The sequence below is a fragment of the Aeromonas bestiarum genome (assembly GCF_000819745.1).
In the GTDB taxonomy this organism is placed as follows: domain Bacteria; phylum Pseudomonadota; class Gammaproteobacteria; order Enterobacterales; family Aeromonadaceae; genus Aeromonas; species Aeromonas bestiarum.
Genome location: NZ_CDDA01000006.1, coordinates 31,588 through 47,965, shown reverse-complemented (window position 1 = coordinate 47,965; position 16,378 = coordinate 31,588). Strand labels below are relative to the sequence as shown.

Annotated in this window: 17 protein-coding genes and 1 other RNA gene; 4 read left to right on the top strand and 14 right to left on the bottom strand. The window is 60.8% G+C overall.

Annotated elements, in window-relative coordinates; genetic code table 11:
- Positions 1 to 2 precede the first annotated feature (2 nt).
- The 9 genes from mraY to rsmI form a co-directional block, all read right to left on the bottom strand.
- Positions 3 to 1,085, bottom strand: a complete 1,083-nt coding sequence (gene mraY, locus BN1118_RS01940) for a phospho-N-acetylmuramoyl-pentapeptide-transferase (protein ID WP_042867986.1) — start codon at positions 1,083 to 1,085, stop codon at positions 3 to 5.
- On the bottom strand, positions 1,079 to 2,434 hold the full coding sequence (locus BN1118_RS01935) for a UDP-N-acetylmuramoyl-tripeptide--D-alanyl-D-alanine ligase (RefSeq protein ID WP_043554332.1): 1,356 nt from the start codon (positions 2,432 to 2,434) through the stop codon (positions 1,079 to 1,081). Before BN1118_RS01935 ends, mraY begins: the two co-directional genes overlap by 7 nt.
- Positions 2,431 to 3,915: a UDP-N-acetylmuramoyl-L-alanyl-D-glutamate--2,6-diaminopimelate ligase gene (gene murE / locus BN1118_RS01930; protein WP_043554331.1), complete on the bottom strand. Its 1,485-nt coding sequence runs from the start codon at positions 3,913 to 3,915 to the stop codon at positions 2,431 to 2,433. Before murE ends, BN1118_RS01935 begins: the two co-directional genes overlap by 4 nt.
- 198 nt (positions 3,916 to 4,113) lie before the next feature.
- Positions 4,114 to 5,865: a penicillin-binding transpeptidase domain-containing protein gene (locus tag BN1118_RS01925; protein ID WP_043139955.1), complete on the bottom strand. Its 1,752-nt coding sequence runs from the start codon at positions 5,863 to 5,865 to the stop codon at positions 4,114 to 4,116.
- A complete protein-coding gene (gene ftsL, locus BN1118_RS01920) occupies positions 5,862 to 6,176 on the bottom strand; it encodes a cell division protein FtsL (protein WP_043139958.1) in 315 nt (104 codons plus the stop codon). Before ftsL ends, BN1118_RS01925 begins: the two co-directional genes overlap by 4 nt.
- Positions 6,177 to 6,179: 3 nt before the next feature.
- The gene (rsmH, locus tag BN1118_RS01915) at positions 6,180 to 7,118 is read right to left on the bottom strand and encodes a 16S rRNA (cytosine(1402)-N(4))-methyltransferase RsmH (RefSeq protein WP_043554330.1); all 939 of its coding nucleotides are present in this window, start codon (positions 7,116 to 7,118) and stop codon (positions 6,180 to 6,182) included.
- On the bottom strand, positions 7,119 to 7,577 hold the full coding sequence (gene mraZ, locus BN1118_RS01910) for a division/cell wall cluster transcriptional repressor MraZ (RefSeq protein ID WP_043554328.1): 459 nt from the start codon (positions 7,575 to 7,577) through the stop codon (positions 7,119 to 7,121). It lies immediately after the preceding gene.
- A gap of 450 nt (positions 7,578 to 8,027) precedes the next feature.
- An RNA gene (gene rnpB, locus BN1118_RS20825) (RNase P RNA component class A) lies at positions 8,028 to 8,413 on the bottom strand.
- A gap of 61 nt (positions 8,414 to 8,474) precedes the next feature.
- Positions 8,475 to 9,308, bottom strand: a complete 834-nt coding sequence (rsmI, locus tag BN1118_RS01905) for a 16S rRNA (cytidine(1402)-2'-O)-methyltransferase (protein WP_043554326.1) — start codon at positions 9,306 to 9,308, stop codon at positions 8,475 to 8,477.
- 199 nt (positions 9,309 to 9,507) lie between these two features.
- Between rsmI and BN1118_RS01900 the strand changes: the two genes are divergently transcribed.
- Genes BN1118_RS01900 through dolP form a run of 4 tightly spaced genes read left to right on the top strand, consistent with a single transcriptional unit; the run spans position 9,508 to position 12,791 of the window.
- Entirely contained in the window at positions 9,508 to 11,295 is a 1,788-nt protein-coding gene (locus tag BN1118_RS01900) for a penicillin-binding protein activator (RefSeq protein WP_043554324.1), read from the top strand.
- Positions 11,216 to 11,608 carry a YraN family protein gene (locus BN1118_RS01895; RefSeq protein ID WP_156994797.1) on the top strand — a complete coding sequence of 131 codons (393 nt, stop codon included), beginning with the start codon at positions 11,216 to 11,218 and terminating at the stop codon, positions 11,606 to 11,608. Before BN1118_RS01900 ends, BN1118_RS01895 begins: the two co-directional genes overlap by 80 nt.
- Before the next feature lie 9 nt (positions 11,609 to 11,617).
- Positions 11,618 to 12,208, top strand: a complete 591-nt coding sequence (locus tag BN1118_RS01890) for a D-sedoheptulose-7-phosphate isomerase (protein ID WP_005305871.1) — start codon at positions 11,618 to 11,620, stop codon at positions 12,206 to 12,208.
- A 4-nt stretch (positions 12,209 to 12,212) separates the two neighbouring features.
- Positions 12,213 to 12,791, top strand: coding sequence for a division/outer membrane stress-associated lipid-binding lipoprotein (gene dolP, locus BN1118_RS01885; RefSeq protein WP_042867884.1), 579 nt, complete (start codon positions 12,213 to 12,215; stop codon positions 12,789 to 12,791).
- Positions 12,792 to 12,838: 47 nt separating this feature from the next.
- Here dolP and BN1118_RS01880 read toward each other — a convergent pair whose 3' ends face one another.
- The 5 genes from BN1118_RS01880 to petA all read right to left on the bottom strand — a co-directional run.
- Complete coding sequence (locus BN1118_RS01880) at positions 12,839 to 13,264, bottom strand: ClpXP protease specificity-enhancing factor (protein ID WP_043554320.1); 426 nt, start codon at positions 13,262 to 13,264, stop codon at positions 12,839 to 12,841.
- A complete protein-coding gene (gene sspA / locus BN1118_RS01875; RefSeq protein WP_011707594.1) occupies positions 13,261 to 13,890 on the bottom strand; it encodes a stringent starvation protein SspA in 630 nt (209 codons plus the stop codon). The genes BN1118_RS01880 and sspA overlap by 4 nt, the downstream gene beginning before the upstream one ends.
- A gap of 87 nt (positions 13,891 to 13,977) precedes the next feature.
- Positions 13,978 to 14,712 (bottom strand): cytochrome c1, encoded by a 735-nt coding sequence (locus tag BN1118_RS01870; protein WP_042867880.1) that lies wholly within the window; start codon positions 14,710 to 14,712, stop codon positions 13,978 to 13,980.
- Positions 14,709 to 15,926 carry a cytochrome b gene (locus tag BN1118_RS01865; protein WP_042867879.1) on the bottom strand — a complete coding sequence of 406 codons (1,218 nt, stop codon included), beginning with the start codon at positions 15,924 to 15,926 and terminating at the stop codon, positions 14,709 to 14,711. Before BN1118_RS01865 ends, BN1118_RS01870 begins: the two co-directional genes overlap by 4 nt.
- 2 nt (positions 15,927 to 15,928) lie before the next feature.
- Positions 15,929 to 16,378, bottom strand: a 450-nt coding sequence (petA, locus tag BN1118_RS01860) for a ubiquinol-cytochrome c reductase iron-sulfur subunit (protein ID WP_043554318.1), incomplete at its 5' end; no start/stop codon positions are given.

Below are 16,378 nucleotides of genomic sequence, written 5' to 3'. Positions count from 1 at the left end.
GCTTACCTCACCTTCAGGGTGGCGAGGCCGAGCAGCACCAGCATGAGGGTGATGATCCAGAAGCGCACTATGACGCGCGGCTCCGGCCAACCCTTCTTCTCATAATGGTGATGGATCGGGGCCATGCGGAAGATCCGCACGCCGCGCAGCTTGTAGGAGCCCACCTGCAGGATCACGGAGACGGTCTCCATCACGAAGACGCCCCCCATGATCACCAGCAGGAACTCCTGACGCACCAGCACGGCTATGGTGCCGAGCGCGCCGCCGAGGGCCAGGGAGCCTACGTCCCCCATGAAGACCTGGGCCGGATAGGTGTTGAACCAGAGGAAGCCCAGACCCGCACCCACGATGGCGGTACAGACGATCACCAGCTCCGAGGTATAGGGCACATAGGGAATGTGCAGGTAGTTGGCGAAGTTGACGTTGCCGGTCGCCCAGGCGATCAGTGCGAAGCCCCCCGCCACCATCACGGTCGGCATGATGGCCAGCCCATCCAGACCGTCGGTCAGGTTGACCGCGTTGGAGGTGCCGACGATCACGAAGTAGGTCAGCACGATGAACATCAGGCCGAGCTGCGGCATCACATCCTTGAGGAAGGGCACCACCAGCTGGGTCTGGCCATCGTGGGTGGCCGTAGTGTAGAGGAACACGGCCACGCCCAGCGCGACCGCCGACTGCCAGAAGTACTTCCAGCGGGCAATCAGACCGTCGGTATTCTTGCGCACCACCTTGAGGTAGTCATCGGCGAAGCCGATGGCACCGTATGCACCGAGCACGAACAGCACCAGCCACACATAGGGGTTGTCGAGGCGGCACCAGAGCAGCACAGAGGTGAAGATGGCGGCGATGATCATCAGGCCGCCCATGGTCGGGGTGCCTTTCTTGCTGAGGTGGGATTCGGGACCATCGTTGCGGATCACCTGGCCGAACTTCATGATCTGCAGACGGCGGATGAGGCGCGGCCCCATCCAGAGTGCCACCACCAGACCCGTGATGATAGACAGGATGGCGCGAAACGTCAGGTAGGAGAAGACGTTGAAGAAGGTGAAGTGCGGGGTGAGCAATTCCGCCAGCCAGACTAGCATGTGGCCGACTCCTGACGGTCAACGACCATCTTGACGATATCTTCCATGCGGGAGCCGCGGGCGCCCTTGACCAGAATCGAAATTTCTTGATGTGTATTTATCATTTGCGCAAGCACTTCAAACAACGACGCCTTGTTATCGAAATGTCGACCAGCCGCGGCATCTGCGGTGTGGCGACTCTGTTCCCCTACTGTCAGCACGGCGTCAAGACCGTGCTCACGGGCGTGGCGTCCGACCCGGGCGTGTTGCTCGGCAGACTCCTCACCCAACTCCTTCATGTCACCGAATACCAGCACCTTGTAGCCGCCCATGGCGGTCAGGGCATCGATGCCCGCCAGCACGGATTCCACGCTGGCGTTGTAGGTGTCGTCCACCAGGGTGAGACCACCCCAGCGCTGGACGCAGAAGCGGCCCTTGACCGGCGCCATCTGCTCCAGCCCCGCCTTGACGGAGGCGAGCGAGGCACCGAGCGCCAGACAACCGGCGGCGGCCGCCAGGGCATTGGCCACGTTGTGGCGACCTGGAATGGCCAGGGTCAGGCTTATTTCACCCTGCGGCGTCACCATCACGAATTCGGCGCAGCCCTGCCCGTTGAGCACGATGTTGCGGGCATGGAAGGACTGACTCTGATCTGCGAGGGAGAATGCACACTGGATGCCCAGTTCACGCCACTTCGGCCAGAATTCGTTGTCGGCATTGACGATGGCGGTGCCGCCCTCGCCCAACCCCTCAAAAATCTCGCTCTTGGCGTGGAAGACCCCTTCCAGAGAACCGAAGCCCTCCAGATGAGCCGCCGCCACGTTGTTGATGAGGGCGGCATCGGGCTGGGCCAGTGAGGTGGTCCAGGCGATCTCGCCCGGATGGTTGGCACCCAGCTCCATCACCGCAAACTTGTGTTGCGGCTCGAGCCGCAGCAGGGTCAGCGGCACGCCCACTTCGTTGTTGAAGTTGCCGGCGGTGGCCAGCACCTCGCCTTCATGACGCAGGATGGCAGTCGCCATCTCTTTCACCGTGGTCTTGCCACAGCTGCCGGTGATGGCCAGCACTTTCGGGTTGATGCGCTCGCGCACCAGCTTGCCGAGGCGACCCAGCCCCTTGAGACTGTCGGTGACAACCAGCTGGGGAATGGCCAGTGGCAATTCCCGTTCGACCAGCAGGGCAGAGGCCCCGGCGGCAACCGCCTGCGCGCAGAAATCGTGGGCGTCGAAACGCTCGCCGCGCAGCGCGACAAACAGGGCACCCGCGCCCAGGGTACGGGTGTCGGTACTGACAGCCGTGATCTCGCCGTCGTCACCGATCAGACGGGCATCGAGTACCTGCGCCAGGTCGGCAAGCCTGAGGGTCATCATGTGAATGACTCCAATAATGTGTGCAAGGCGGCCGCGACGGTTTCCCGGTCGCTGTAGTGCCGCTTGTCGGTTCCAATGATCTGATAATCCTCGTGACCCTTACCGGCCACCAGGATGATGTCCTGTTTGCTTGCCTGGCCGAGAGCCAGGGTGATCGCCTTGACCCTGTCGTGCTCGATCTGCACGGCAGCAGGATCGCGAAGGCCCGCCACCATGTCGGCCATGATCTGGGCCGGCTCCTCGGTACGGGGGTTGTCGTCGGTCAGGATCACGCGATCCGCATGTTGCTCTGCCATGGCGGCCATCATGGGACGCTTGCCGCGATCCCGGTCGCCACCACAGCCAACCAGACACCAGAGCTGGCCCTCGCAGTGCACCCGCAGGGCCTGCAATGCCTTCTCCAGCGCATCCGGGGTATGGGCATAATCGACCACGGCGAGCGGCGCATTGCCGCCACCGAAGCACTCCATGCGGCCAGTCACCGGCTGCAATTGAGGTGCCGTTGCCAGCAGCTCGTTGAAGTCATAACCGAGCACCAGCATGGCGCCCATCGCGGCCAGCACATTGCTGACGTTGAAGCGGCCGAGCAAGGGGGCGGATAATACACCATTCCCCCAGCTGGAGTTAATGCGTGTGTGAAAACCTTGTTGGTGGAAGTGGGGATCCTGCGCCGTTAACTGTCGCCCCGAGTGGTTTTCAATCGGGCCGTGCACGCTGAAGGCCACAGCGGCAGGATAGGAGGCAAGCCACTGACGCCCCAGCCGATCATCGGCATTGATGACGGCGCAGGGCTCGTCGACCAGTTTCAGCAGCTCTTCCTTGGCGGCGCCATAGGCTTCCATGGTGCCGTGGTAGTCCAGATGATCCCGGCTCAGGTTGGTGAACACGGCCGCCGCGAAAGGCAGGGCCGCCACACGATGCTGCACCAGACCGTGGCTGGAAACCTCCATCGCCACCAGATCTGCCCCCTGCTGTTGCAGGGCGGCCAGATTGGCCTGCACCTGCACGGCACTGCCGGTGGTGTTTTCGGCTTCCACCAGCTCACCGAACAAGCCATTGCCTATGGTGCCCATCACTCCGGCCCTGCCACCCAGCAGGGTACGCCAGTTGGCAACCAGCAGCGCAGTGGTGCTCTTGCCGTTGGTGCCCGTGATGCCGACCAGTTCCAGCCTGTTGGCAGGCTGCTGGTAGAAGTAACCGGCCAGCTCGGAGAGTCTGGCGGGCAGATTAGGGATACCTATGCAGGGCACAGCTAGCTGAGGCGCGACGAATTCCCCGTCCTCCTCAAACACGATGGCGGTCGCTCCCTGAGCCACCGCCTGTTCCATGAAACGTCTGCCATCCACCTGGTGACCCCGAATGGCCACGAAGAGACAACCGGGCCCGACCCGCCGGCTGTCCAGCTGGATATCGGTGAGGGCGAGCGCCGGGGCACGGATGCCGAAGGGGCGCAGTAATGAATCAAGTGCGCGGTGCAACATGGGAAGCCTCCGTATGGGCAGGAATGCAGACGCACACACCGCGAAACAGCATGGAATACGCCCCAGAACAGATGGGATGGAGGGCCAGGTCAAGTACGCGGTGCAACATGGGAAGCCTCCGTATGGGCAGGAATGCAGATGCTCACACCGCGAAACAGCATGGAATACGCCCCGGAACAGATGGGATGGAGGGCCAGGTCAGGTGCGCGGTGCAAGGGGGGCCTCCGTACGGGCGAGTTTGGCGGGTACTGCAGGCGGTACCGCATCGGGACGAATATTGAAGAGCTGCAGCACACCGCCCATGGCTTCGGCAAAGGGCGGCGTCGCAACGGCACCACCGTAGTAGGCATCGCCCTTGGGCTCGTTGATCACCACCACCATGACGAAACGGGGGTTGCTGGCCGGGGCGAAACCGGCGAACCAGGCCATGTAATCCTTGCCGTAGCCGCCGGCGACGGCGACCTTGGCGGTACCACTCTTGCCGCCGACCCGGTAACCGGGGATCTGCGCTTTCGGAATGGCATTGCTCACCACGTACTCCAGCGCCTGCAGCATGGCGCTGGCGTTATTGTGGTCGATGACCTGCTCACCCTTGGGCGGCTCGGTCACCTTGACGATGGAGAGCGGCACCCGCTTGCCCTTGTTGGCCAGGGTGGCGTAGGCGGAGGCCAGCTGCAGCGGAGTGACCCGCAGACCGTAACCAAACGAGAGGGTGGCCCGTTCGATATCGGACCAGCGACGACGCTGGGGCAGCATGCCGCTGCTCTCGCCCATCAGGCCGCTGCCGGTGTCCATGCCGAAACCGACCATGCTGAGGGTGTTGATCATCTCCTGCGCCGGCATCCGCAGCGCGATGCGCGACATGCCGATGTTGGAGGAGTAGCGCAGAATGTCGTACAAGTTGGTCGCCTTGTGGATGCTCACGTCACGGATCTGCTTGGCCCCGATATACAGGGGTCCGCCCGGAATGGTGTCCTTCCAGCTGGTGACGCCCGCCTGCAGGGCACTCAACAGGATCAAGGGCTTGATGGTAGAACCCGGCTCATAGGTATCGGTCACGACCCGGTTGCGCACCCGGAAACTCTGGTACTGACCGCGGTTGTTCGGGTTGTAGGAGGGGGTGTTGACCATGGCGAGCACTTCGCCGGTCTTCACATCCAGCATCACCATGGAGCCGGAAGTCGCCTTGTTCTCGTCGGTGGCCCGCTTGAGCGCCCGATAGGCCAGTGCCTGGACCCGCTGGTCGATGCTCAGTTGCAGATCGTTGGCGTTCTTGCCCTCCTTGACCAGGCCAAGCCGCTCGATGACCCGACCCTGACGGTCTTTACGCACCCGCATCTCACCCGGGGTCGCGGTCAGCCACTCGTTGTAGCTGCGCTCTATCCCTTCGATACCGCTGCCATCTATGTTGGTTACCCCCACCAGGTGGGCGCTGATCTCGCCAGTTGGATAGAAGCGGCGCGCCTCTGGGCGCAGATAGATGCCGCCCAGCTTGAGGCCCTTGATGTATTCCGCCACCGCTGGCGTCACCTGACGCTGCAGGTAGACGAAGCGCTTGCTCGGGTTGGAGATGCGATGCTTGAGGGTGTTGATGTCGAGCTTGAGCACGGCGGAGAGCGCCAGCCAGGCGCGCTCGTTATGAATGGCGCCGGATTCATGCACCGTCTTGGGATCGGCCCAGACGGCTTCCACCGGCACAGACACGGCAAGCTGTTCGCCGTTGCGGTCGGTGATCATGCCGCGCACCGCCTGGGTAGCTGTGGTACGCAGCGAACGCATGTCCCCCTCCTGGCGCAGCCGATCCGGATCTATCACCTGGATCCAGGCCAGCCGAAGGATCAAGCCAGCAAACGCAATGCCGATGAAGAACACCAGCGTGCGAAAGCGCCACGGATAGAGTGACGGTGCTTTCGCCTTGGGTGGGGCCTTGGCAGATGCCTTGCGTTTCATGGTTGTGTTATTACCTTCTCGGTGGTCACCAGCGGGCGAGCCATCTGCAATTTATCCATGGCCAGACTCGCGACGCGGGAGTGCTCGGCCAGCGTCCCCTGTTCCAGCAAGAGGTGACGCCATTCGATGTTGAGCCGATCCTCTTCCGCCATCAGGTCATTCTGCTTGGCGGTCATGCCACGGGTCATGTTGGTGACCAGGATCACGGCAAAGGCGGTGATCAGCACGGCAACGGCCAGCACGACCTGCAGCTTGTGCCGCCAGAGATCGCCGAGGATCTCCCTGGCCAGATGAACACGCACCTCGCTCATGACTTACTCCGCCAGTCGCTGGGCGACCCGCAGCACAGAGCTGCGGGATCGGCTGTTTTCGGTGACTTCATGCTCGGAAGGCTTGAGCGCCTTGCCGACCGACTTCAATTTGCGACCGCCGGCCAGCTGGGCCTCGGTCAACGGAATGCCGCGCGGCACCTCGGGGCCTTTCTCGTGCTTGCGGATGAAGTGCTTCACCAGCCGGTCTTCCAGCGAGTGGAAGCTGATGACGGAAAGACGCCCCTCGGGAGCCAACGCCTGCAGGGCACCGTCCAGCGCTGTCTCAATCTCCTCCAGCTCGCTGTTGATATAGATGCGGATGGCCTGGAAGCTGCGGGTGGCGGCGTGCTTGCCCTTCTCCTTGCTCGGATTGACCCGGGCAATCATCTCCGCCAGCTGACGAGTACGCACATAGGGCTCGGTCACCCGATCGTGGACGATGGCGCGGGCAATCTTCTTGGCGAAACGCTCCTCGCCGAAGGTCTTCAATACCCAGGCGATGTCATCCACATCGGCACGAGCCAGCCACTGTGCGGCGCTCTGGCCTGAGGTGGGGTCCATCCGCATGTCGAGCGGGCCGTCTTTCATGAAGCTGAAACCGCGCTCGGCATCGTCCAGCTGGGGGGAAGACACACCCAGATCCAGTAGGAAGCCGTCGACCTTGCCCAGCAGACCGCGCTCGGCCAGATAGGTGGTAATGCCGGAGAAGGGGCCGTGCACGATTTCGAAACGGGGATCCTGGATCTTGGCCGCCTCGGCGATGGCCTGGGGATCCCGGTCGATGGCGATCAGCCGGCCGTTCGGGCCAAGGTGCTGGAGAATGAGACGAGAGTGACCACCCCGGCCAAAAGTACCGTCGACGTAGATGCCGTCCGGCTTGATGGCCAGCCCTTCAACGGCTTCGTGCAACAGCACTGTGATGTGTTCAGCGGCTTGGGTCATTTATAAAGAAAAATCCTGTAGTCGTGGCGAGCTTGCCCAGTCGTCCTCGGGCAGGCCCTGAATGTCGTCATTGACCTGTTGTTGCCAGCGGGCTTCATCCCACAGCTCAAACTTGTTGAGCTGGCCCACCAGCATGATCTTCTTGTCCAGCCCGGCGTGGCTACGCAGTGGCTGGCTCAGCAGCAGACGGCCATTGCCATCCAGCTCGCATTCGGTCGCATGGCCGAGCAACAACCGCTGCAAGCGGCGCTCTACGGGGTTCATGCTGGAGAGTATCTTGAGCTTGCGCTCTATCTCTTCCCATTCGTTCAGGGGGTAAAGCAGCAGGCAGGGATGGGCAATATCTATGGTGCAGACCAGCTGGCCCTCGCTTTCGTCGCGCAGCCAATCACGGTACTTGGTCGGAATCGCCAGTCGCCCTTTGCTGTCCAGGCTGATGGCGTGAGCACCACGCAACAAATTGCAGTCCCTGAAAATGAGTTAAGGGGGCAAATCGCCCGATAAAAACCACTTTGATCCACTTTTCCCCACCTTGAAGTTTAAGGACGTGCTGAGGGCTTTTCAAGCGAGGATATCGGGCATGGGGAACATATTGACGCAGTGTTTGGGTAGCACTGATTAAATGAGTTGATTTTCCACAAGTTATTTGTGTTAACGGCAATCTGATTAATTGAAATCAATTAAAAAATAAACAAACTGAACGAATAAGACACATTGGAGTCATCTTTCGTTTCCTCGCACGCAATCAACGCTGGCATCGTCTACGAATAAATCATAACCGATTGATTTATAACATAACATGTAGATACTCAGCCACCCGGCAGCAAATATCACAGCTCAAACGGTGACAATATTTTTTCAGATAATAAAAAAGAGCCTCGCGATAAATCGCAAGGCTCTTCAGGAAGAGGTCGGAGTCGGCCTGTAAGCCGGGTTCTGTTCCGGGTTGCCCCGGTAGCAATCATTCCTCTAGGCCAGCAATCGCTCACTGGCTCAAGCAACCTACCCGCCCCCAACGCGGGCCGCGCCAATAGGGGCCTATTTGGTCTTGCTTCGGGTGGAGTTTACCGTGCCACGAACTGTTGCCAGTCGCGCGGTGCGCTCTTACCGCACCCTTTCACCCTTACCTGATCCCTTGCGGGCCATCGGCGGTTTGCTCTCTGTTGCACTGGTCGTAGGCTCACGCCTCCCAGGCGTTACCTGGCACCCTGCCCTATGAAGCCCGGACTTTCCTCCCCTCCGCCCGTCTGTCCCGAGGGACACAACGACGAAGCAGCGATTGCCCAGCCGACTCCGGGCGCGGATTATAGCCTTGTCCAGCGCCCTGGGTAAACCTGCAATTAGCCTTTCCCAAGATTAATAGTGCTCGAGACCGTATTTGTAGAGGGCATTCTTCTTGACGCCATGGATCTCGGCGGTGAGCCCTGCCGCTTTCTTCAGCGGCAATTCGGCCACCAGCAGCCCCAGGGTGCGGATCGCCTCAGCGGGCAGCTCTTCATCTACCTTGCTGGCACCGGCGACCACCAGCACGATTTCGCCACGGCAGCGGTTATCGTCCTGACCGAGCCAGGTCAGCATCTCGGAGGCGGGCAGACCATGGATGGATTCGAAGGTCTTGGTCAGCTCGCGGCACACCACCACCTGACGCTCCCCCAGGATGCGAGCGATCGCTTCCACCGTATCCTGTACCCGACGCGGGGATTCGTAGAACACCAACGAACGGGTGTCTTCGATCACCGCCTGCAGCCGATCGTCACGGCCCTTGGTTTTCGCGGGCAGGAATCCTTCGAAGGCAAAACGATCGGTCGGCAGGCCGGCGGCGCTCAACGCCGTGATGGCGGCACAGGGACCGGGCAGCGGCACCACCTTGACCCCAGCCTCACGACAGCGGGTGACCAAGTGGTAACCAGGGTCGCTGATGAGCGGGGTACCGGCATCAGAGACCAGGGCAACGTTCTTGCCCTCCTTGATCCTGCCGATCAGCACATCGGCTTTCTGCTGCTCGTTGTGATCGTGCAGCGCGAAGGTGGGAACCGAGATTTGGTAGTGGCTGAGCAGGATACCGGTATGACGCGTATCCTCGGCGGCCACCAGATCGACACTGCGTAAAATGTCCAATGCACGCTGGGTGATGTCCGCCAGATTACCGATCGGAGTGGGGACTATATACAGGGTTGGGATGTCACTCATGGGATCTCCGAGTGTCCCGACAATTGTGTCGCCATATTGGCCCGTTTACACTATGGAGAACTTCAACACTGGTCGGGGAATGAACTTGAACCGGGTTACAAAGCAGCTAAGTGTATCACGACTCTTCGGCATCCTACTCGCGGCAGTACTGCTCGCCGCCTGTGCGTCGGAGCCCAACCAACCTTCCGGGCAACCAGGCATGCCGTCTGCGTTCTCCAATCTGACCAAGAATGCCCAGTGGTATCTGGAGCAGGTGGACCCGGCCAAACCGGCCGAAGCCTTCACCTGGCAGGTGATGGCGGCGCGCAGCTATCTGGCGCTCGGCCAGGCCAAACCGGCCTCGGCCCTGTACCAGCAACTGCAGAAGCAGGCCCAGAGCGCGGAGCAGAAGGCACAGCTGCAACTGTTGCAGGCACATCTGTTGCTGGCCCAGGGCAACGCCAACCAGGCGCTGATCCTGCTGGAGGGCAAGCCGGAGGTGGCGCTGGATGCCGATACCCAGAAGGACTGGTATCGCCAGCGGGTGGTGCTGCAACTGGACATCAACAACAAGTTTGGTGCCGCCAAGTCGTTGATCCTGCTGGAGCCCTATCTGGCCCAGAATGAGCTGGCGACCAACCATCAGCAGATCTGGTCGCTGCTCAAAAGCATGACCCCGTCCACCCTGCAGGCGCTGGAAGAGGCCCCGGCCCCTGATGTGACCACCGGCTGGCTGCGACTGGCGGCGCTGGTGAACGAGTTCGGTGCCCAACCCAATCAGCTGGCCCGCCAGCTGGCAGGCTGGAAGCAGGCCTTCCCGACCCACCCGGCCCAGAAAGACATGCCGGCGGGCCTGGGTGATCTCGCTACCAGCAACCTCAATACCCTGCAGCAGATCGCCGTGTTCCTGCCGCTCTCCGGCAACCTGGAACCTCAGGGCGCCGCTATCCGCAACGGCATGTTGATGTCTTACAAGGAGAACCAGGGCCAATTCACCCTCAACTTCTACGACACCCAGGCCAAGGCGATGGGCGAGCTCTACAAGCAGGCCATTCAGGAAGGGGCCAACATGATAATAGGTCCGCTGCTCAAGGACAGGGTCGAGGAGCTGCTCAAGTCCAATCCGAGCGTGCCCGTGCTGGCACTGAACGAGCTGGACAAGCCGATTGTCAATGACAACACCTTCTACTTCTCCCTCTCGGCTGCCGCCGATGCGACCCAGGCCGCGCAATATCTCTACGGTCAGGGTTATCGCAAGCCCTTGCTGATCGCCGCCCAGGGGCGGATTGGCTACAGCAGCATCAAGGCGTTCGAGCAGGCATGGGCCACAGTGAGCCAGGACAAACCGGTCGTGGCCACCTTCGGTGCCCGCAACGAGGTGCAGGGGATGGTCAAGAATGCCCTGAGCGGCCGCTCGACCGCCCGGGCCGGGGAAGTGGTGCAACTCTCAGCCGCCGCCCCGCGCAGCATAGATGTGGTCTATGTGGTCGCCAACAGCCTGGAGACCCGGATGATCAAGCCCTATGTGGACATCTCGGTCAATCCCATGGGCAGCCTGCCCATCTACAGCAGCTCGCGCAGCTACGACAGCGCCACCACCGAGGTCGCCTCCGAGCTCAATGGCATGCACATCTCCGACATGCCGCTGCTGCTGGGTGGCTACGAGAAGCAACGGGAACAGATCGCCCTGCTCTGGCCACAGACCCAGGGTGACCTGCTGCGCCTGTTCGCACTCGGCTACGATGCCGTCAGCCTGGCGGAAAACCTGCAGCAGATGCGCAAGGTCAATGCCATGCAGCAACCGGGCATGAGCGGCCAGCTGAGCGTGGACGCCAGCGGCAACATAGTGCGGGTACTGGACTGGGCCACCTACCAGAACGGCAAGCTGGTCAGCGACAGTGCCATGCCCCAGCTCGAGGGAGCCTCCCATGAAGGGTCTATTGGCACGGATGAGCCAGCAGTGGCAGAACCTGTTCCCGTCACCGACGAGCAAGGGACAGCACTTTGAGCAGGTAGCGGAACGCTGGTTGCAGGCCCGCGGCCTGCAACCCGTGACCCGCAACTACCGCTGTCGGGGTGGCGAAATCGATCTCATCATGCGCCAGGGGGAAACCCTGGTGTTTGTTGAGGTCCGCTACCGCGCCAACACCAGCCATGGCGGAGCAGCCAGCTCGGTCACCCGGCGCAAGCAGCACAAGATCGTGCTGGCAGCGCTCCACTATTTCAAGCAACATGCCATCAACGAGGCCAGCCAGGCCTGCCGATTCGATGTGATTGCGTTCGAGGGCGACCAGCCAGACTGGATCCAGAACGCATTTTAAGAGGACCCTATGACTGACCGCATCAAAGAGAACTACACCGAAAGCATCCAGACCAAGATTGCCGCCGCCGAGGCGCTGCCGGACGCTATCCATACTGCGGCCCAGATGCTGACCATCTGTCTGCTCAATGGCCACAAGGTGATGGCATGCGGTAATGGTCCTTCTGCGGCGCTGGCCCAGCTGTTCATCTCAGAGCTGGTCAACTGCTACGAGACAGAGCGCCCCTCCCTGCCCGGCATGGCGCTGACCCCCGACATGGCCACCATCAGCGCCATCGCCACCGACCATGGCTTCGAGGAGGTCTATGCCAAGCAGATCCGGGCGCTGGGTCAACCCGGCGACATCCTGGTGGTCATCACCACCACGGGCAACAGCCGCAGCCTGATCAAGGCAGCCGAAGCCGCCCTCTCCCGCGACATGACCATAGTGGTGCTCGGCGGCGGTGACGGCGGCGAGATCGCCGGCCTACTCGGCCCCAACGATGTGGAGATCAGGGTGCCATCCGCCCGTCGCCCCCGCATTCTGGAGGTGAACCTGTTGACCCTGCACTGCCTGTGTGATCTCATCGATCAGACTCTTTTCCCGCAACAGGAAGATTGAAACCATGAAGAAACAAACTCTCCTGCTCGGCCTGCTGGCCGGCACCCTGCTGCTGCAAGGCTGCGCGGCCGTGGTGGTGGGCGGTGCCGCCGGTACTGCCAAGGCTTCCGGCGATCGCCGCACCCTGGGTGCCCAGTGGGACGATCAGGCCATAGAGCTGAAAGCGGCAAACTTGCTGGCCGACAACAAGCCACTGAGCGCGGCCAGCAAGATCAGCGTTTACAGCAACAACGGCCGCGTGTTGCTGGTCGGTCAGACACCTTCTGACGCCTACAAACTCGAGGCGGGCAAGGTCGTCGCCCGGATCGAAGGGGTGCGCCACGTCTACAACGAGCTGCGCCTCGGCCAGCCGGTCAGCATAGGGGTTCGCAGCAATGACTCCTGGATCACCTCCAAGGTCCGGGCGGACATGCTGGGAGCCAAGAACTTCGACAGCGCCAAGGTCAAGGTGGTCACCGAGAATGGCGAGGTGTTCCTGATTGGCCTGGTCACTCGCCAGGAAGGGGATCAGGCCGTCGAGATAGCCCGCCACGTCAGCGGCGTGAAGCGCGTCATCAAGGCTTTCGAGTTCGCCCAGAACTGAGCGATGAACAAACCGCCATAAAAAAACGCAGCCAACTGGCTGCGTTTTTATTTGATGACTTTCAGCGTCGGACGACCGGTCGGACGCGGTGGTTCCGGCTCGGGCTCCACAGGTGCTTCGGCCTGCTCCAGCCAGAGGTCGTAACCCGGCTCGGGCGGGAACAGAGTACCCACGCCGTTTTCCCGGGCATGAATGGCCAGTACGGCCGCCATCGGGATATAGACCTGCTGGGAGACGCCACCGAAACGGGCACTGAAGCTGATGGCTTCATTGTCCATGTGGAACTGTCCCACCGCACGCGGCGCTATGTTCAACACGATTTGCCCATCCTGGACAAACTGCATCGGCACCATCACATGAGGGATGTTGACGTTGACCACCAGATGCGGGGTCAGCTCGTTATCCAGCAACCAGTCAAAGAACGCCCGCAACAGATACGGGCGACTGGGTGTCATTGTCGGTTCCATGCTCATACGCCAGCGCGGATCTCGCGCTCGGCTTCGGTCAGGGAAGCCTGGAAGGATTCACGCTCGAACAGACGAACCATGTAGGCCTTCAGCTCCTTGGCACCACGACCGGTGAAGTCGATGCCGAGACTCGGCAGACGCCACAGCAGCGGAGCCATGTAGCAGTCGACCAGACCGAACTCTTCGCTCATGAAATAGGGCATTTCACCGAAGATCGGCGCGATGGCCAGCAGGTTGTCACGCAGTTCGGCACGCGCCGCATCCACGTCAGTCCCCGCCATGATCTTGTCGGCCAGGGAGTACCAGTCCAGCTCGATGCGATGCATCATTAGACGGCTGTTACCACGGGCAACCGGGTAGACCGGCATCAGGGGCGGGTGCGGGAAGCGCTCGTCCAGATACTCCATTATGATGCGTGAGGTGTACAGTGCCAGCTCACGATCGACCAGAGTCGGTACAGTGTTGTACGGGTTCAGCTCGGCCAGCTCATCCGGCAGGTTGCTTGGGTCAACCTGGCAAATATCTACGCTAACACCCTTCTCCGCCAGGACAATGCGCACCTGATGGCTGAACATATCGTTGGCACCGGAAAACAGCGTCATTACCGAACGCTTATTGGCAGCTACAGCCATTGAACCCTCCCGTCATTAAAAAGCAGAAACGGCAATGAAGCATCTTGGTCTTCATTGCCGTGCATTATATTACCCGGATCTGGTCGCTTAGTGAACGTCGCGCCAGAATTCCTTCTTCAACAGCACAGTGAAGATGAAGAAGATCACGATGAATCCGAGTACCCAGAAGCCCATGCGTTCGCGCTCCTGTTGTACCGGTTCAGCCGAGTAGACCAAGAAGTTTACCAGATCCAGTACCGTCTGATCATACTCTTCGTTATTCATTTCACCGTTGCCGTCAGATTTGACACTGACAACCTGCTGGGTTTCCACCCCGTCGACCGTATGAGTGGCAAACTCGGCACGCGGCGTGCCTTGCAGCGGCTCCAGTACGTGGGGCATGCCCACGGACGGGAACACAACGTTGTTCACGCCAAACGGACGCGTCTCGTCCACGTAGAAGGAGCGCAGATAGGTGTAGATCCAGTCTGCACCACGCACCCGCGCCACCAGGGTCAGATCGGGGGGCGGCGCGCCGAACCACTTGGCCGCATCCTTCTCTGAAACCGAGTTCTCCATCAGATCACCGATCTTGGCACCGTTGACGATCAGGTTGGCCGCCATCAGATCTTCCGGAATGCCTATGTCTGCCGCAACCCGGTTGTAACGCTGGTACTGGGTGCTGTGGCAGCCAAAGCAGTAGTTCATGAAGGTGGTTGCACCACGCTGCAGGGACGCCTTGTCGTTCAGGTCATAGCTGGCCTTGTCCAGATGCACGGCACCGGTATTGGCAAATACCAGCGTCGGCAGCAGGGTCAGCACTGCAAAAATTATTCTTTTCATTTGAATGTCACCCTCTCCGGCAGCGGCTTGGTGCTTTCATTCTTGCTGTAGAAGAACAGCAGGACGAAGAACCCGAAATAACCCAGGGTACAGATCTGGGCAATCAGCGTCAGAGTCGGGGTCGATGGCAGCACGCCGAGGACACCGAGAATGACGAAGCAGACCACGAACTGGGCGATGTTCAGCTTGTGCAGGGTGCTGCGGTAACGCACCGAGCGCACCTTGCAGCGATCCAGCCAAGGCAGCAGGAACAGCACTACGATGGAGAGCCCCATCATGATGACGCCCAGCAGCTTGTCAGGCACCGCACGCAAAATGGCGTAGAAGGGCGTGAAGTACCACACGGGGGCTATGTGCGCCGGGGTCTTCAGGCCGTTGGCCACTTCAAAGTTCGGCTTCTCGAGGAAGTAACCCCACATGTCCGGCTTGAAGAAGATGATGGCGCAGAACAGGAACAGGAAACCTGCCACCCCGATCATGTCCTTCACGGTGAAGTAAGGGTGGAATGCCACCGCATCCAGCGGCCAGCCTTTCTCGTCCTTGTGCTTCTTGATGTCGATGCCGTCCGGGTTGTTGGAGCCCACCTCGTGCAGCGCCAGTATGTGCATGGCCACCAGCATCACCAGTACCAGCGGCAGCGCGATGACGTGCAGCGCGAAGAAGCGGTTCAGGGTCGCCCCCGAGATGACATAGTCACCACGGATCCACAGGGTCAGATCGTCGCCGATCACCGGGATGGCGCCAAACAGCGAGATGATGACCTGAGCCCCCCAGAATGACATCTGGCCCCAGGGCAGCAGGTAGCCCATGAAGGCCTCGGCCATCAGGCAGAGGAAGATCAGCATGCCGAAGATCCACAGCAGCTCGCGCGGCTTCTGGTAGGAGCCGTAGATCATGCCGCGGAACATGTGCAGATACACCACCACAAAGAACGCAGACGCACCTGTGGAGTGCATGTAACGCAACAGCCAGCCGTAGTCCACATCCCGCATGATGTACTCCACGGAGGCAAAGGCGCCTTCTGCGGAGGGGTTGTAGTTCATGGTCAGCCAGATACCCGTGATGATCTGGTTGACCAGCACCAGCATGGCCAGCGAGCCGAAGAAGTACCAGAAGTTCAGGTTCTTTGGCGCCGGATACTTGGCCATATGGTCGTTGTACATGGCAGTGAGCGGGAAGCGATAGTCGATCCAGCCCATCAGTTTGGCAAACATGGTCAAGCCTCCTTGCCGTCGGCACCGACCAGGATGGTGGTGTCGCTAAGATATTGGTACGGCGGAATGACCAGGTTCAAGGGTGCAGGCACCCCCTGGAACACTCGACCAGCCATGTCGAACTTGGAGCCATGGCACGGGCAGAAGAATCCGGAGGTCACGCCCTGAACCTGCTCACCGAAGTTGTCCGGCAGATAGGAGGGAGAGCATCCCAGATGGGTGCAGATGCCGACGGCCACGAAGATTTCCGGCTTGATGGACCTGTACCCGTTGTGGGCATAGTCGGGCTGCTGGGGTTCGTCGGAGGCTGGGTCGCGCAGCTTGTCATCATGGGCGGCCAGGGCATCCAGCGTCTGCTTGGTACGTTTTACCACCCAGACCGGCTTGCCTCGCCACTCCACGCGGATGAGCTGACCTGGTTCCAACTTACTGATATCCACTTCTACCGGAGC

What these genes read in the sequence shown, in the direction of transcription:
- rsmI (WP_043554326.1), bottom strand. Translation starts at nt 9,308, where the DNA reads ATGAGTGACATCCCAACCCTGTATATAGTCCCCACTCCGATCGGTAAT.
- BN1118_RS01880 (WP_043554320.1), bottom strand. Translation starts at nt 13,264, where the DNA reads ATGAGCATGGAACCGACAATGACACCCAGTCGCCCGTATCTGTTGCGG.
- BN1118_RS01900 (WP_043554324.1), top strand. Translation starts at nt 9,508, where the DNA reads ATGCCGTCTGCGTTCTCCAATCTGACCAAGAATGCCCAGTGGTATCTG.
- BN1118_RS01870 (WP_042867880.1), bottom strand. Translation starts at nt 14,712, where the DNA reads ATGAAAAGAATAATTTTTGCAGTGCTGACCCTGCTGCCGACGCTGGTA.
- rsmH (WP_043554330.1), bottom strand. Translation starts at nt 7,118, where the DNA reads ATGACCCAAGCCGCTGAACACATCACAGTGCTGTTGCACGAAGCCGTT.
- BN1118_RS01890 (WP_005305871.1), top strand. Translation starts at nt 11,618, where the DNA reads ATGACTGACCGCATCAAAGAGAACTACACCGAAAGCATCCAGACCAAG.
- ftsL (WP_043139958.1), bottom strand. Translation starts at nt 6,176, where the DNA reads ATGAGCGAGGTGCGTGTTCATCTGGCCAGGGAGATCCTCGGCGATCTC.
- murE (WP_043554331.1), bottom strand. Translation starts at nt 3,915, where the DNA reads ATGTTGCACCGCGCACTTGATTCATTACTGCGCCCCTTCGGCATCCGT.
- BN1118_RS01935 (WP_043554332.1), bottom strand. Translation starts at nt 2,434, where the DNA reads ATGATGACCCTCAGGCTTGCCGACCTGGCGCAGGTACTCGATGCCCGT.
- mraY (WP_042867986.1), bottom strand. Translation starts at nt 1,085, where the DNA reads ATGCTAGTCTGGCTGGCGGAATTGCTCACCCCGCACTTCACCTTCTTC.
- BN1118_RS01925 (WP_043139955.1), bottom strand. Translation starts at nt 5,865, where the DNA reads ATGAAACGCAAGGCATCTGCCAAGGCCCCACCCAAGGCGAAAGCACCG.
- BN1118_RS01865 (WP_042867879.1), bottom strand. Translation starts at nt 15,926, where the DNA reads ATGTTTGCCAAACTGATGGGCTGGATCGACTATCGCTTCCCGCTCACT.
- BN1118_RS01895 (WP_156994797.1), top strand. Translation starts at nt 11,216, where the DNA reads ATGAAGGGTCTATTGGCACGGATGAGCCAGCAGTGGCAGAACCTGTTC.
- dolP (WP_042867884.1), top strand. Translation starts at nt 12,213, where the DNA reads ATGAAGAAACAAACTCTCCTGCTCGGCCTGCTGGCCGGCACCCTGCTG.
- sspA (WP_011707594.1), bottom strand. Translation starts at nt 13,890, where the DNA reads ATGGCTGTAGCTGCCAATAAGCGTTCGGTAATGACGCTGTTTTCCGGT.